Source organism: Rhodococcus sp. WAY2 (assembly GCF_009859915.1).
GTDB lineage: Bacteria > Actinomycetota > Actinomycetes > Mycobacteriales > Mycobacteriaceae > Rhodococcus_F > Rhodococcus_F oxybenzonivorans.
On sequence record NZ_CP046572.1, the window covers coordinates 2,998,144 to 3,014,258 of the forward strand.

At 66.1% G+C, this 16,115-nt stretch carries 13 protein-coding genes; 7 read left to right on the plus strand and 6 right to left on the minus strand.

What is annotated here, in order from left to right:
• Positions 1-106 precede the first annotated feature (106 nt).
• A complete protein-coding gene (locus tag GFS60_RS13930; protein ID WP_159921995.1) occupies positions 107-1,264 on the minus strand; it encodes a hypothetical protein in 1,158 nt (385 codons plus the stop codon).
• Between the two features lie 183 nt (positions 1,265-1,447).
• A complete protein-coding gene (locus tag GFS60_RS13935; RefSeq protein WP_159921997.1) occupies positions 1,448-2,569 on the minus strand; it encodes a helix-turn-helix domain-containing protein in 1,122 nt (373 codons plus the stop codon).
• Positions 2,570-3,172: 603 nt separating this feature from the next.
• Here GFS60_RS13935 and GFS60_RS13940 point away from each other — a divergent pair.
• Positions 3,173-3,790, plus strand: a complete 618-nt coding sequence (locus GFS60_RS13940) for a class I SAM-dependent methyltransferase (protein WP_159921999.1) — start codon at positions 3,173-3,175, stop codon at positions 3,788-3,790.
• On the opposite strand, the gene GFS60_RS13945 is transcribed toward GFS60_RS13940, so the two are convergent.
• The 4 genes from GFS60_RS13945 to GFS60_RS13960 all read right to left on the minus strand — a co-directional run bounded on the left by GFS60_RS13945 (position 3,787) and on the right by GFS60_RS13960 (position 8,782).
• Entirely contained in the window at positions 3,787-4,113 is a 327-nt protein-coding gene (locus tag GFS60_RS13945) for a Rieske (2Fe-2S) protein (RefSeq protein WP_159922001.1), read from the minus strand. The genes GFS60_RS13940 and GFS60_RS13945 overlap by 4 nt on opposite strands.
• Positions 4,110-6,605 (minus strand): nitrite reductase large subunit NirB, encoded by a 2,496-nt coding sequence (gene nirB, locus GFS60_RS13950; RefSeq protein WP_159922003.1) that lies wholly within the window; start codon positions 6,603-6,605, stop codon positions 4,110-4,112. Before nirB ends, GFS60_RS13945 begins: the two co-directional genes overlap by 4 nt.
• A gap of 90 nt (positions 6,606-6,695) precedes the next feature.
• Complete coding sequence (locus GFS60_RS13955) at positions 6,696-7,844, minus strand: MFS transporter (RefSeq protein WP_159922005.1); 1,149 nt, start codon at positions 7,842-7,844, stop codon at positions 6,696-6,698.
• Entirely contained in the window at positions 7,841-8,782 is a 942-nt protein-coding gene (locus GFS60_RS13960) for a PAC2 family protein (protein WP_159922007.1), read from the minus strand. The genes GFS60_RS13955 and GFS60_RS13960 overlap by 4 nt, the downstream gene beginning before the upstream one ends.
• 51 nt (positions 8,783-8,833) lie before the next feature.
• Between GFS60_RS13960 and metH the strand changes: the two genes are divergently transcribed.
• The 6 genes from metH to hisG are packed head-to-tail and all read left to right on the plus strand — an operon-like array spanning position 8,834 to position 16,083.
• Positions 8,834-12,403, plus strand: a complete 3,570-nt coding sequence (metH, locus tag GFS60_RS13965; protein ID WP_159922009.1) for a methionine synthase — start codon at positions 8,834-8,836, stop codon at positions 12,401-12,403.
• Complete coding sequence (locus GFS60_RS13970; RefSeq protein WP_159922011.1) at positions 12,396-13,100, plus strand: HAD family hydrolase; 705 nt, start codon at positions 12,396-12,398, stop codon at positions 13,098-13,100. The genes metH and GFS60_RS13970 overlap by 8 nt, the downstream gene beginning before the upstream one ends.
• 15 nt (positions 13,101-13,115) lie before the next feature.
• On the plus strand, positions 13,116-13,976 hold the full coding sequence (gene trhO / locus GFS60_RS13975; RefSeq protein ID WP_159922013.1) for an oxygen-dependent tRNA uridine(34) hydroxylase TrhO: 861 nt from the start codon (positions 13,116-13,118) through the stop codon (positions 13,974-13,976).
• Position 13,977: 1 nt separating this feature from the next.
• The gene (locus GFS60_RS13980; RefSeq protein ID WP_159927164.1) at positions 13,978-14,871 is read left to right on the plus strand and encodes a pseudouridine synthase; all 894 of its coding nucleotides are present in this window, start codon (positions 13,978-13,980) and stop codon (positions 14,869-14,871) included.
• Between the two features lie 25 nt (positions 14,872-14,896).
• Entirely contained in the window at positions 14,897-15,178 is a 282-nt protein-coding gene (locus tag GFS60_RS13985) for a phosphoribosyl-ATP diphosphatase (RefSeq protein ID WP_201453570.1), read from the plus strand.
• A gap of 53 nt (positions 15,179-15,231) precedes the next feature.
• Positions 15,232-16,083, plus strand: a complete 852-nt coding sequence (gene hisG, locus GFS60_RS13990) for an ATP phosphoribosyltransferase (protein WP_159922015.1) — start codon at positions 15,232-15,234, stop codon at positions 16,081-16,083.
• The last annotated feature ends 32 nt before the right edge of the window (positions 16,084-16,115 follow it).

Sequence of the window (16,115 nt, forward strand, 5' to 3'; positions counted from 1 at the left end):
GGCGATCCCGCGCGGGTAGGCGACAACAGCCGTCGCCGCCACCAGCGCAAGTCCCGACCGAACACACCCAGTCCGTAAGACCTCTAGGCGGAGAGCAGGTCGGCTGTCACAGGACGAACAGGACGAAGACGATGGCGACCAGCACGAGCGCCAAGCCGACTACCGCTGCGACCAACCAGGAACTGCGGGTGTCGGAGCCGGCAATGGGCGCGTCCTGCGCGACGGCGCGCGGTTCCGGCGGTGTCGCGACCGCCGTTGCACCCGTGGCACGCGCAGGGGAGGCACCCACTGCCGCGGCAGATGCGGGGTCTGTTGTGCGCGCCGCGGATCCTCTCGGCGTCTCGGCCGCTGCGGGCAAAGGCTCGCCGACAACGGCGTCGATCACCTCGGTGACGTCGTAAGAGGGCGGGAGGCCGATCGGGGTGACCCGGTGCGTCGTCGGATTGAAGCCCGCCGCGCGAATAGCAGCGCCGAGGGCAGCTGTCTGTTCGGGGCCGGGGCCGACCACACACCGCACGTCGAACTTCTCGCTCACCGTGGTCGCGAAGCCTCGAATCGCTGCTGCATCCCGCGCAATCAGCCCGTCACCGGTGACCACGACCGCGTCGAGGTTGCTCGGAAGCCACCCGAACGCACCGAGTGCGGTGGCGATCTGGGCGGAGGGAGTTCCCCCCGACGCGAAGCGGAAGGCCTTTCCCGCCTCGACTCCTGAACGGATCAACGCAACCGTCGCACCAGTGTCGTCGACATGATAAATACCGACCAATTGTCCGGGACGTTCGGCAATTTCGGATTCGAACCAGGCGGCCGCGGCTTCGGCGTCCGATACCAAGGACAGGTACGACATGTCGGCGTAGTCCAGGGCGTCGCGGAGGGCGGCAACTGCAGTCGAGTCCCACCGAGTGGGGTACGACGCCATGATGTCGGGAGCGCCGCCGGTTCGCCCACCGTGGTCGGGCAGTGGTTCACACTCCCGGAGCAGGCAGCGCATGGCGCCCGCGACCAAGTCTTCGGCCCGGTAACGGGTGCCGTCACCCAGCGCGACGCCGGCAGGGTCACCGACCCGAGGAAGGAATCCCGACACGGTGTGCGTCCGACCGAGGGTCTGTGGTGCCGAACCACCGAGGATCGCGGTGCCGTCTGGGCACATGTGCAGGACGGTGTCCCTGACGATCACGACAGGATCCGGTGACCCCGGGTCGTTCGACGCGACCACCGCTGTGGACACGACACTGCCGATCCTGAGCCCGACTCCCATGGACATGCAAGTACCCCTATTCGTGTGCGAACGGATTGTGAATTCCGCCTGGCCGTTCCGACGCGCTCGTCGCGGCCACAAGATGTACATCCTGCTACTCGGAGGGGCCTGTGCCCGCCATCACGCGCGGCGTGGCGGCGGCGTGTCGCTCGTATCGACCACTTTCCTCAATTATTTGGGCGGTCGCAGTCACAAAGGAGTGTGTGGGGCGAGTGGGGTTCGCCATTCGCTCTCGTGGTCGGCGAGCCAGCTGAGGAGATGCTCAGCCTCTTGGGGATGACGCCCGGTTCCGGCAAGCAAGTCGGCGAAGGCCTGCGTCGGGGCCACCAAGCGAACGTTCTCGCGGAACAGCGTGCGCTCGAACACGGCAGCTGACCGGGGAGTGGCGATGAGGACGTTGGCGCCTTCGTCGACGGGGCGCAAGTGGAGGGCCTTGGCGAGGGCCTCGCCGTGATCGGCATAGATCTGCACCTGGTGCGCCGGTGCGTAGTCGACGAATGCTGCCGCAGCGACCGAGCCCGTAACTGCATACAGCTGATCTGCGTGCTTTGCGAGACCGGCGAGGACGGAGGCGACGCCTTCGGGGGCGAAGTAACCGACAGTGGGGGAGTCCTTGAAACTGGCGTCGCTGCTCCAGGCACGCAACATGTGCTGCCACCGCACCCTCGTCACGGGTCCGCGGGGGAGTCGCTCCAGTAGATCGCGTTCTTCGAGCGTTTCGACGACTCGATAGGTGGCTCCAGTCGAGGCCCCGGAGAGCCGGACGAGTTGAGGGACGGTGAGTTGACCGGAGTGGTCGGCGAGCGCCCGCACCACCCGGGCGGCCGGGTCACCGGTCAACTGGGCCGCGGGCCGGCCGGGACCGCGCCAGGGGTCGGCGTCGGCACCACGATCACGTACCCAGATTGCCGGCCGGTCGGCAGACAGCGAGGTATTTCCTGTGGCATCCGCATAGGAGAGGCCCCGCGCATCGAGTTGACGCCGAACCGGATCGGAAAGATAACGCGCGCAAACGAATCCGCGATCAGAATCGGAAAGGCTGTCTGCAAATCTGGCCGCGTCCCCAGCCAGCACACCGCGAGCGGGGATGACCGAGAAGGAGGCTACCTCGCCGTTCGGCGCACCCACGAGGAGGCGTTCCGGGGCGTCGGGGAGCGAGCGGGACTTACCGGACGTCAACGTCCAGCCGTGGGGGAGCGCCGCCTGGAGCGTCGCGATCGACCGGCGGTAGAGGTCGATGTCGCGCTCCGGCTTGGGAAATGGCACTTTTTGCTCGCGACCCGCGAATTCAGTGTTCTCCTGACCCGGCACGCCACAACAGTAACATCTGTCACAGACGGAACGCCCGGAAAGTCCGAATCGGGTCCGCGTTTCCGGTGCAGCTGAGGGGTCGGTTTTCGCAAGAACCTCACCGTGCCACCTCGACGACTATCCAACAGCCACGGGGGAGTCGCCGATATGTGCGGCGGATCTCGATGACCGGGCTTCCCAAGGGGAGCGTCGAGCTCCATCGGGGAGGGGCTTGGCCCGGTGAATTCGTCCGCGGGGGAACGCGCTTTACCGGCGTGCCTCGGCGCCCGCCGGTGGGGGAGCGTCTGTGCGCCTTTCTGGTTGTTCCAGTTACCAGAAAGGCGCACAGGTGAAGCTAAATCTGTCCCGGACGGAATACTAACATTTACCGAACAATCCAGTAGTGCTGTCGGCCCCCAACCGACCGGCCAGCGCACCCCAAAACCTCACCTCCCACTCGAACCACTCTCGCAACCGCCACGACACAGGCCGACCCGAGCCGTACGTGCCGGGCTGGAAGGCCGCGTAATTCGGCATTCGGTCACCTGGGATAGCCTCGGCTTCACACGACGAGTTCGGGTGGCACGGTGTACGGGATGCGGCCGAAACGAGGAGAGATCGACGATGAGTGAACGCACCCCCAGCCAATGGGAGGAACTCACAGCCGCCGACCCAAGGCATTCCACGTGGTACGTGGAGCGGTTCCGGACGATGGCGGCCGAGGGAAAAGACATCTTCGGGGAGGCTCGGCTGGTCGACGCGATGCTCGGCCGTGGGGGCCGGGTTCTCGATGCCGGGTGCGGGCCGGGTCGCCTGGGTGGCTATCTGCACGAGGCTGGGCACGTCGTGGTCGGTGTCGATGTGGATCCGGTGCTGATTGCGGCTGCCGAGGAGGACTATCCCGGCCCGACCTGGCTGGTCGGTGATCTCGCCGAGTTGGATCTGCCGGGCCGCGGGGTGAAAGCGGACTTCGATGTCATCGTCTGCGCCGGGAACGTCATGACGTTCCTCGCGCCGTCCACGCGGGAAGCGGTGTTGGCGGGTTTCGCTCGCCACCTCGGCCCCGCAGGCCGCGTGGTTGTGGGGTTCGGTGCCGACCGCGGGTACGACTTCTCACAATTCCTGACCGATGCCGCGACTGCTTGTCTCGCCGTGGATCTGCGACTCTCGACGTGGGATCTGCGCCCGTTCACCGACGAGTCACAGTTCCTGGTGGCGGTGTTCTCGCGAGCAGGTGCCTAGACACACAGGGTGAGAATCCCGTCCCGCACCGATGCGGGGTAGGTGCGTACCGACTCGACGCCCTCGGACGTGCAGGCTCCGGTGTCGAAGGAGAACGCGTACTGATGCAGCGGGCACATCACGACCGCGTCGTCGATCTGCCCGTCGGCGAGGGGGCCGCCCTTATGTGGGCACACGGCGTCCATGGCCCGAACGGTGCCGTCCGACAGCAGGAATACGGCGACCTGTCGGCCCTGCACGACGTACGTGCGGCCCTCGCCGGGCGTGAGGTCGTGGACCGGGCCGAGTGCAATCTCCGATGCACCCTCGATGGTCGCGGTCATCGAACCGGCACCTGGGGGAGCGGGAGGAGAGGAAGCGACGGCGCGAACTGTGCCGGTGATTTCGGTGCGCTGCGTTCCTTCCATGGATCTCGGTAGCCGTCGACTGCCGTCTGCATGCGTTGATCCAACCCTGCCACGATGCCCTCCTCGTCTCGGACCAAAACCGCCTGAAGGTGCTCGAGTCCGACTCTCGGCACGAAGTCGTAGGTGCGCTCGAGCCATTTCGCGTTCTCGCGGTAGTACTGGATGAACCGTCCGCCCAGTTCGACTACGGCTTCGGGCGATTCGACGGTCGCCAAGAGATCACCCTTGCGCACGTGGGCGCCCGCTGCGCCGCCGACATATATTTCCCAGCGGCCGTCGCCCACGGCGACGACGCCGAAGTCTTTGCACAGCGCCTCGGAGCAGTTGCGCGGGCAGCCGGCCACAGCCAGTTTCAGTTTTGCCGGCGTTTCCAGGCCTTGGAAGCGTTCTTCGATCGCAATGCCGAGACTCGTCGAATCGCCCAGGCCGTACCGGCAGAAGTCGGTACCGACACAGGTTTTCACCGTGCGCATGCTCTTCCCGTAGGCGAAACCGGAGGGCATGTCCAGATCACTCCACACTTTGGGGAGGTCTTCCTTCTTGATGCCCAGCAGGTCGATACGCTGTCCGCCCGTCACTTTCACGAGTGGCACGCCGTATTTGTCGGCTACATCGGCGATCTTGCGGAGCTGATCCGGGGTTGTGACGCCGCCTTTCATCTGTGGCACCACCGAGAAGGTGCCGTCACGCTGAATGTTCGCGTGCACCCGGTCGTTGATGAACAAGGCGCCGCGTTCGTCCACCCAGTCCGGACCCCAGACGGTCCGCAGCAGTGAAGCCAACGGCATCTTCGCCGCCGCGTCCTCCTTGCCGTCGGTCGCGAGTTCCGCGAACACCTGCGACACGGCCCGCAGGTCGCGTTCGCGGATCGTAGCGATCAAGTCGGGCTTGGACATCGGGATGCAGGGCACATACCAGTCGGCGGCCGGGTCGACCTCCAGTTCACCACCCGCTGCGGCTGCCACGATGTCGGCGACGAGTCCCTTGCAGGACCCGCAGCCCTTACCTGCCCGCGTCTGCGCGCACACTGCGGACAGTGTTGTGGCCCCGGAGTGCACACACGCGACCAGATCGCCCTTGCTAACTCCGTTGCACTTACACACCTGCAGGTCGTCGGGCAGATCCGCGGCACTGGCCGCGACGCTGGGTGTGCCGAGGTCGAAGAGCATACTGATGCGTTCTTCGGGCAGCGGGACCTTCCCGTCGAATGCCTGAGTGAGGTAGCCGGCCTTGCTGATGTCGCCCATGAGGGTGGCGCCGATCAACTTTCCGTCGCGGACGACGAGGCTCTTGTAGGTGCCGCTGCGGGGTTCGTAGTACTGGACAAATTCGTCGTCGGCGGTTTCCGGACCTTTGACACCCATGGCCGCCACGTCGACGCCCGCGACCTTCAGTTGTGTGGTTGTGCGCGAACCGACATATGCGGCTTCGGGGTTCGTGCCGGTGAGAACCTCAGCGAGAATGACGGACTGCTCCCACACCGGGGCGACGAGACCGTACGTTTCGCCGCGGTGCTGTGCGCACTCGCCGACGGCATACACCGAACCCTCGTCCTCACACCGCATCTGGTCATCGACCACGATGCCCCGCTCGACCACCAGCCCGGCCGCCCGCGCCATTTCGACGTTGGGCCGAATACCGGCGGTGACCACGACCATGTCGGCGTCCAAAGTGCTGCCGTCGACGAACGAGACACCCGTGACACGTCCCGCATCGTCGCGCAGAACCGCGGTGGTCCGCATCGAGGTATGGACCCCGACACCGAGTTTCTCGATCTCGGAGCGGAGCATGCTGCCGCCGCGCTCGTCGAGTTGCTGATTCATGAGGTGGCCGGGGGAGTGCACCACGTTGACCTCGAGGCCCTGGGTGCGGAGCCCGTAGGCAGCCTCGAGTCCGAGGAGTCCACCACCGATGACGACGGCGGACACGTCGTCGTGGGCCTGCGCCATCTGCAGCATGCCGTTGGTGTCGGCGATGTTCCGGAATCCGAACACACCGCGGGCGAGCCTTCCGTCGGCTTCCCGGAGACCGTCCATGTTGGGGAAGAACGTGTTGCTTCCGGTCGCGATGATCAACACGTCGTAGTCGACGACGCGGCCACTCTCACACGTGACGGTCTTCGCGAAGCGGTCGAGGGCAACCGCCCGATCGCCGGCGTGGAGGGTGACGCCGTTCGCGGTATACCAACCCATCGGGTTGAGGATCAGGTCCTCGTCGTCGACCGCCGCCTCGCCGGACAAGACGTGCGAAAGCAGGATGCGGTTGTAGTTGCCGTAAGGCTCGTCGCCGATCATGGTGATCTCGAATCGCTCGCGGCCGCCACGGTTGATGATCTCCTCGACGGTGCGTGCGCCGGCCATACCGTTGCCGACGACCAGCAGCTTGCTCGAACTCGGTGTGTTGGCCATAGGACGAGGCTCCGCCCCCGCCGTGTCGTAACGGCTGCGCGGAAGTTACATGGGAATCAGGAACATCTCACAGGCTCCGCGGAAGTTGCGTCAGACGGAACTGTCGCGCGGCATGAGAAGGGGAGCCGCCACCGCGAGCAGCACGGCAGGAAGTAGAAACCCCGCTGCCGGGGAGATCGCATAGACGGGAGTGAGAGTAATGGGTGCCAGCGCATTGCCCGTGAACCTCAATGCCTGGACCACCGATACCGCCCCACCCCGATTCGGTCCGGAAGACCCGAGAACTGCAGCGTTGACGCCGACCAGGATGAACTGGCCCGCGGCTCCGGCCGCGAACCAGGCCACGGCGACGACGGCGAGGAGTGAGACGGTGCCGGCGGCGGCGATGAGCACGGCACCGGCAATGGCACCGATCACGACGGCCGTCCGTGCGCCGATCCTGTCGATCACTCCGCCGACGAGGCGCGCAGTGAGGATTCCGGCCACTCCGAAGCCGGTGAGCAGGAGGCCCCGCTGGGTCGGGCTCAGGCCGAAGACGTCCTCGGCACGGAACGCCACCAGAAAGCTGAGTCCCCCCAGGGCGCCCCAGCCGAGGAGTGCCACAACACCCATTCGCAGTACCGGCAGTGTCAGCGCGTCGCGCAGGCGTGGACGCGCGGCCCCCGGCTCGTCGCGGGCAGCGTCAGGTATTCCGATGAGGCCGAGGACCGCGGCGACGAGGGCGATGACGAGGAACGACAGCCGCCAGTCGATCTCGGCGGCCAGTCCGCCGACGAGCGGCGCACTCGACTGACCTGCAGCTTGGAACGCGCCGAAGATCCCGAGTGCACGTCCGAGACGCTTCTTCGGCGTCGAGGCGGCGAGCGCAGCCAGCAGCAGGGGTGTGGTGAACGAGTTGGAGCATCCCTGCAACACCCGCGCGCCGAGAAACAACGGGAGCGTGGGGGCGAGGAAGCACGCGAGCGACGACACCAGGTAGACGGCGTAGGCGGCCCGCACGGTCCGAGTGCGACCCCAGCGCGCCCCCAGTGTTCCCGACACGAGCATCACCAGCGCGAAGGGCAGCAGGTACGCCGTCAGGGAACTGGCGGCGGCTGCGGCGCCCACGCCCAGGTCGTCACCGATCTCGGGGAGGATCGAGACGACGACGCCGCCGCCGAAGGGTCCGAGGAAGCCCCCACCGTAGAGGGCGAGGCGTTGCAGTGTAGAACGAAGCGACTCCGGGGAGCGCTCCGTCACAGCCCGAAGCTGCCGGGCCCACGCCGGCGGAGGTACCGCTCGAACTCGGCCGCCAATGCGTCACCGTCGATCTTCGAGATCGCCTCGGAAATGTCGGTCTCGGCGTCTCCGCGTTCCTCGAGCGAGCGGACGTAGTCGCCGATCTCTTCGTCGTCGGCGGTCATCTCCGTGACGGCTTCCTGCCAGTCGTCGGCTTGGCTCGGCAGCTCACCGAGCGGAACCTCGATGTCGAGAACATCCTCGACGCGTTGGAGCAGAGCCACGGTGGCCTTCGGGTTCGGTGGCTGCGACACGTAGTGGGGCACGGCCGCCCAGAACGACACCGCGGGCACACCGGCCCGGACGCAGGCGTCCTGCAGCACCCCGGTGATGCCGGTAGGCCCCTCGTACCGCGTCTGCTCGAGCTTGAACCGCTCGGCGGCCTCACTGCTGTACGCGCTGCCGGTGACGGGGACCGGCCGGGTGTGCGGCGTATCCGCGAGGAGCGCCCCCAGGATGACGACGGTGCTGATCTCGAGTTGGTCGATCAGCTCGAGGAGGTCCTCGCAGAAGCTGCGCCAGCGCATGTTCGGTTCGATACCGCGAAGAAGGACGACGTCACGCTCACTGCCGGGTGGAGAGCACACGGACAGGCGGGTGGCCGGCCACACGATCTCCCGGGTGACGCCGTCGACCTGCCGGACGGTGGGGCGATTGACCTGGTAGTCGTAGTATTCCTCGGAATCCAGCTCGGCCAGCGGCTGGGCGTCCCAGGTCAACTCCAGGTGTTCGACGGCCCCGCTCGCGGCGTCGCCGGCGTCGTTCCAGCCTTCGAAGGCGGCGACCATGACAGGGTCACGCAGCACGGGAACGCCGTTGTCTTCGGCGCCGGCATCCGCGGTGTCGAAGGCGTCGTCGTCGCGGCCCGCGGGCGTGACAGGGAACTCACTGGAACTCACCCACCCAGCCTACGGCCAGCATCCGCCCCCGCGCCCATTAGTCTGGACGGCATGTCTGCGCCATTTCACTCTGCCCTGCTCGATGCGTTGAACCAGCGCGTTGTCATCGGCGACGGCGCCATGGGCACCATGTTGCAGGCCGCAGATCTCACCTTGGACGACTTCCTGGGCCTCGAGGGCTGCAACGAAATTCTCAACCACACCCGCCCCGACGTGCTGAAAGACATCCATCGCGCGTACTTCGAGGCCGGGGCCGACGCCGTCGAAACCAACACGTTCGGCTGCAACCTGCCCAACCTGGCGGACTACGACATCCAGGACCGGATCCGCGAACTGGCCGAGAAAGGTACTCGGCTGGCACGTGAGGTCGCCGACGAGATGGGGCCGGGGCGCGACGGCATGGGCCGGTTCGTGCTGGGGTCGATGGGCCCGGGCACCAAGCTGCCGACACTCGGTCACGCATCGTTCGCGAGCCTGCGGGACGCGTACGCCGAGGCGGCGATGGGAATGATCGACGGGGGCGCCGATGCGATCCTCGTCGAGACGTGCCAGGACCTTCTGCAGGTGAAAGCCGCAATCCTCGGCAGTCGCATGGCGATGGACAAGCTCGGCTCCCGGCTGCCGATCATGACGCACGTCACCGTGGAGACCACCGGAACGATGCTTCTCGGCAGTGAGATCGGTGCGGCGCTGACCGCCCTCGAGCCGCTCGGAATCGACATGATCGGACTCAACTGCGCTACCGGTCCGGCCGAGATGAGCGAGCACCTTCGGCACCTGTCGAAGTACTCGACGCTGCCGGTGTCGGTCATGCCCAACGCCGGTCTGCCGACGCTGGGGGCCAATGGCGCCGAGTACCCGCTCACGGCGGAGGAGCTGGCGGAGGCGCTCAGCGGGTTCGTCAGCGAGTACGGGCTCGCGCTGGTGGGTGGTTGCTGCGGCACCACCCCGGAGCACATCCGGCAGGTGGCCGAGGCGGTGCGCCTGGTCGAGAAGGCCGAGCGTAATCCGGTACGCGAGTCGGGGACGTCCTCGCTCTACACCGCAGTGCCGTTCCAGCAGGATGCGAGCATCCTGATGATCGGCGAGCGCACGAACTCCAACGGATCGAAGGCGTTCCGTGAGGCGATGATCGCCGAGGACTACCAGAAGTGCCTCGACATCGCCAAGGACCAGACCCGCGACGGCGCCCACATGCTGGACCTCAACGTGGACTACGTCGGCCGCGACGGTGCCGCAGACATGGCCGCTCTGGCGAGCCGGTTCGCGACGGCGTCGACGTTGCCGATCATGCTGGACTCCACCGAGCCCGCAGTGCTGCAGGCGGGCCTCGAACATCTCGGTGGTCGGTGCGCCGTCAACTCCGTGAACTACGAGGACGGCGACGGGCCGGATTCGCGGTTCCAGAAGATCATGCGGCTGGTGAAGGAACATGGCGCCGCCGTGGTGGCCCTGACCATCGACGAGGAGGGTCAGGCGCGTACCGCGGAGCACAAGGTCCGGATCGCCGAGCGGCTCCTCGAGGACATCACCACCAACTGGGGTCTCGACGAGTCCGACATCATCATCGACGCGCTCACGTTCCCGATCTCCACCGGTCAGGAGGAGGTGCGCCGGGACGGCATCGAGACCATCGAGGCGATCCGGGAGCTGAAGAAGCGGCACCCTGAGGTGCACTTCACCCTCGGTGTGTCGAACATCTCGTTCGGTCTCAATCCGGCCGCGCGGCAGGTGCTCAACTCGGTATTCCTGCACGAGTGCACCGAGGCCGGTCTCGACACGGCGATCGTCCACGCGTCCAAGATCTTGCCGATGGCTCGCATCCCCGACGAGCAGCGGGAAACGGCCCTCGACCTGGTCTACGACCGTCGCAGCGAGGGTTACGACCCACTGCAGAGGCTGATGCAACTCTTCGAGGGTGTCTCGGCGGCGTCGGCGCGTGAATCGCGCGCCCAGGAACTTGCTGCTCTGCCGCTGTTCGAACGGCTCGAGCGACGGATCGTGGACGGGGAGCGCAACGGTCTCGACGAGGACCTCACCGAGGCCATGACGCAGAAGCCGCCGCTCGAGATCATCAACGAGACGCTGCTCTCGGGCATGAAGACCGTCGGCGAACTCTTCGGCTCCGGTCAGATGCAGCTGCCGTTCGTCCTCCAGTCCGCCGAGGTGATGAAGGCGGCGGTGGCGTACCTCGAACCACACATGGAGGCCACCGACGAGGACGGCAAGGGTCGCATCGTCATCGCCACTGTGAAGGGCGACGTCCACGACATCGGCAAGAACCTGGTCGACATCATCCTGAGCAACAACGGATACGACGTCGTGAACCTGGGCATCAAGCAGCCGATCGCCACCATTCTCGATGCCGCGATCGAGCAGCGGGCCGATGTGATCGGCATGTCCGGTCTGCTGGTGAAGTCGACCGTGGTGATGAAGGACAATCTGCAGGAGCTCAACGCCAAGGGCGTCGCGGAGAAGTTCCCTGTGCTGCTCGGGGGAGCGGCCCTTACCCGGTCTTATGTGGAGAACGACCTCGCCGAGGTGTACGAGGGTGAGGTCAGTTATGCGCGGGACGCTTTCGAGGGCCTGCACCGGATGGACGAGATCATGGCCGTCAAGCGCGGCGGTGGACCCGATCCGGACAGCCCGGAGGCGATCGCGGCCCGCGAGAAGGCGGCGGAGCGCAAGGCCCGCCACGAACGATCGAAAAGGATCGCCGAGAAACGCAAGGCCGCCGAAACGCCGATCGAGGTGCCCGAGCGGTCCGACGTGGCCACCGACATCGACGTCCCGAATCCGCCCTTCTGGGGTAACCGGATCGTCAAGGGCGTCTCGCTGTCCGAGTATTCGGGACTTCTCGACGAGCGTGCCCTGTTCCTCGGACAGTGGGGTCTGCGCGGACAGCGGTCCGGCGACGGTCCTACCTATGAGGAGCTGGTGGAGACCGAGGGTCGCCCACGGCTGCGGTATTGGCTCGATCGCCTGAGCACGGAAGGAATTCTCGCGCACGCCGCGGTGGTGTACGGGTACTTCCCGGCCGTGTCCGAGGGTGACGACGTGGTGGTGCTCACCGAACCGAAGCCCGATGCGGACGAGCGTTTCCGGTTCACGTTCCCGCGTCAGCACCGTGACCGCTTTCTCTGCGTCGCCGACTTCGTTCGCTCGCGGACCGAAGCGAAGGAAACCGGGCAGGTCGATGTGTTCCCGATGCAGTTGGTCACCATGGGGCAGCCCATTGCGGACTTCGCCAACGAGCTGTTCGCTGCAAACGCGTATCGCGACTACCTCGAGGTGCACGGCATCGGTGTGCAGTTGACGGAATCGTTGGCCGAGTACTGGCATCGCCGCGTGCGGGAGGAACTGGTGCTGCCCGGCGGACACAATGTGGCGGAACAGGACCCGTCGGACGTGTCCGGATTCTTCGACCTGGCGTATCGCGGTGCCCGCTACTCGTTCGGCTACGGCGCGTGCCCCAACCTGGAAGACAGGGCCAAGATGGTAGCTCTGCTCGAGCCCGAGCGGATCGGTGTGAAGTTGTCCGAGGAGTTGCAGTTGCATCCGGAACAGTCCACGGATGCGTTCGTTCTGCACCATCCCGAGGCGAAGTACTTCAATGTCTGAGGCGGGCAACGAACTCGCAGGTGTTCTGTGGGACATGGACGGAACGCTGCTCGATTCGGAGAAGATGTGGGACGTCGCGGTGCGGGAGTTGTCGCTGCACCTCGGCGGTCCCATGACCGAGGAGACACGGCTGAAGACGATCGGTGCATCCAGTGCCGATGCTCTCGGCGTCATCTTCGACGCTCTCGGCCTCGAGCAGGACCCGGTTTCGCTCGCCGAGGCCAAGGAGTGGATGTTCACTCGCGTCGAAGAGTTGTTCGCCGACGGCATCCCGTGGCGTCCCGGCGCACTGCGGGCATTGCAGGCGGTGCGTGAACACGGCCTGAGTACAGCCCTGGTGACCAACACCGAGCGTCGTCTCACCGAGCGCGCACTCGACACGCTCGGGCGGCAGCACTTCGACCATTCGGTGTGTGGTGACGAGGTGCCGTTCGGCAAGCCGCACCCCGGCCCGTATCTGCGAGGTGCTGAACTGTTGGGGCTGGACGCTGCTCAGTGCCTCGCCATCGAGGACTCTCCCACCGGTGCCGCGTCGGCGCAGGCCGCCGGATGCGTCGTGCTCGTCATCCCCTGCGAGGTCGTCGTACCGCAGGGCCCGGGCAGAGTGTTCCGGGACAGTCTCGAAGGGCTCACGGGCGTAGAACTCGGCGCACTGTGGTCGCAGCCGCAAGCGCAGCTGAGCGGCCTGCAGCTTTAGGTATCCTGGTTTCCCGTGGCTGTGCCGAAGATTGTGCTGTTCTATGTGTTCACACCGCTCGCCGACCCGGACGCGATCCGGCTGTGGCAGCACACCCTCGCCGAGGCCCACGGCCTCACCGGCCGAATCCTGATCTCCGAGCACGGCATCAACGCCACGGTGGGCGGCGACATCCGGGACGTCAAGAAGTATGTCAAGGGCACCCGGAGTTACGCACCCTTCCGCGACGCCGACATCAAATGGTCCGATGGGCGCGGCGCCGACTTTCCCCGGCTCAGTGTCCGGGTACGGCCCGAGATCGTGTCCTTCGGTGCGCCCGACGAGCTGAAAGTCGACACGACCGGGGTGGTGGGCGGCGGCACCCACCTGGCGCCACACGAGGTGCACGAACTGGTCGAGGGTAGGGGCGAGGACGTCGTGTTCTTCGACGGCCGCAACGCCTTCGAGGCGGAGATCGGCCGATTCCGGGGGGCCGTCGTCCCCGATGTGTCGACGACCCGGGACTTCGTCCACGAACTCGACAGCGGCAAGTACGACCACCTCAAGAACAAGGCGGTGGTGACGTATTGCACGGGCGGGGTGCGCTGTGAGGTGCTGTCGTCGTTGATGCGCTCGCGCGGTTTCGGGGAGGTATATCAACTCGAGGGCGGCATCGTCCGGTACGGCGAAGCCTTCGGTGACAGCGGTCTGTGGGAAGGGTCGCTGTATGTCTTCGACAAGCGGATGTCCGTGAACTTCAGCGAGCGGGCGAGCGTCCTGGGAACCTGCACCGTATGCGGGGATCCCACGTCCCGTTACGAGAATCTGCCCGAGAATCAGGGGCGTGCCCTTGCGTTGGTGTGTGAGGGCTGCACCGCCGACAGTCGGGTCGGCTGACGTGGCCGGCGCCCCTCTGCCCGTCCGTAACGGGCTCGGCCCGGACCGCATCCGGATGCCCGCCGACCTCGACACGAAGACCGTTGCCGACTTTCTGCTGCGGACCTACCCGGACGACAGTGCGCACTGGCTCACGCTGATCGACAGTGGTGGTGTGGTCGACGAACACGGGCGGGTGGTCGATCGCCGAACACGGTACTCGCCCACGCGATTCGTGTATTTCTACCGTAATCCTGCCCCCGAGATCCCGGTGCCGTTCGACATCGACATCCTCCACCACGACGACCGGCTCGTCGTGGTCGACAAACCGCACTTTCTCGCGACCATCCCGCGTGGCGCCCACATCACCGAGACTGCGGTGGTACGACTGCGTAAGGCCCTCGACCTCCCCGAACTGACGCCGGCGCACCGGCTCGACCGGATGACGGCGGGTGTGCTCGTGTTCCTCGTCCGGCGTGAGGATCGTCGACCGTATCAGGAGTTGTTCGTCTCCCGGCAGGTGACGAAAGAGTATGAGGCGCTTGCCGGTACCGCTTCGGCGTTGACCTTTCCGCGCACCGTTCGCAGCCGTATCGTGAAGGAACACGGGGTGATGACGGCAACGGAGGAACCGGGGGAGCCGAACAGTGAAACCGTGATCGACCTGCTCGAGTCGAGGAATGGTCGCGGACGTTACCGCCTGCTGCCGAGAACAGGTCGCACGCACCAGCTGCGGTTGCACATGTCGTCGCTGGGATTGCCGATCGAGGGCGACAACTACTACCCGACCTTCCGCCGCTCGGTGCCCGGTGACTTCTCGTCGCCCCTGCAGTTGCTCGCGCGGGCCATCGAGTTCATCGACCCGGTGTCGGGTGGGGTCCGCCAGTTCGAGAGTCGCCGCACTCTCGGGTGGTGACCGGTTCCGAGGGGACCGCGGTGGCGTGAAACAATGGGTCCTCGTGAAGACCTTCGAATCCCTGTTCGCCGAGCTGACTGAACGCGCCGCCACCCGTCCCGAGGGCTCCGGCACCGTTGCCGCCCTGGACGCCGGCGTCCATTCGCAGGGAAAGAAGATCCTCGAAGAGGCCGGTGAGGTGTGGATTGCCGCCGAGCACGAGAGCGACGACGCGCTCTCCGAGGAGATCTCCCAGCTGCTCTACTGGGTTCAGGTGCTGATGGTGGGTAAGGGGCTGAAACTCGAGGACGTCTACCGACATCTGTGATCGGTCGATCGAGCCTTCCCTCACTCCGCGTCGTCTCCGAAAGGACCCCTCCCATGCTGCGCGTTGCAGTCCCGAACAAGGGCTCGCTGTCCGAGTCCGCCGCCGAAATCCTCAGCGAAGCCGGTTACCGGCGCCGCACCGACTCCCGCGATCTGACCGTTCTCGACCCGTCGAATCAGGTCGAATTCTTCTTCTTGCGGCCCAAGGACATCGCGATCTACGTCGGTTCGGGTGAACTCGACCTCGGGATCACCGGCCGCGACCTCGCCCGCGATTCGGGCGCCCCTGTCTCCGAACGGCTCTCACTCGGCTTCGGCCGGTCCACCTTCCGGTACGCCGCCCCTGCCGGGAAGGATTGGTCCGTGGAGGACCTCGCGGGGCTGCGGATCGCCACGTCCTACCCCAACCTGGTCCGCGACGATCTGTCGGCCCGCGGCATCGAGGCCTCGGTGATCCGCCTCGACGGCGCGGTCGAAATCTCGATTCAGCTCGGTGTCGCGGACGCGATCGCCGACGTGGTGGGGTCGGGACGCACACTGCGCCAGCACAACCTGGTGGCCTTCGGGAACACCCTCTGCGACTCCGAGGGTGTCCTCATCGAACGCGCGGGTTCGCCCGCCGACAATTCGGCCCGCAACCAGTTGGTGGAGCGGGTGCGGGGCATCGTGTTCGCGCAGCAGAACCTCATGCTCGATTACGACTGCCCCAAGACGATCCTCGACGACGCGTTGAAGATCACCCCGGGTCTGGAATCCCCGACACTGTCCCCGCTGGCCGACGAGAACTGGGTGGCAGTGCGGGCGATGGTGCCGATCAAGGGGCACAACGGTGTGATGGACGAGCTCGCCGAACTCGGTGCCAAGGCGATTCTGGCCTCGAATATCCGGTCGTGCCGGGCTCTGTGAGTCCGCGTTCCGCTTCGGTTCGCGCTCGTCCC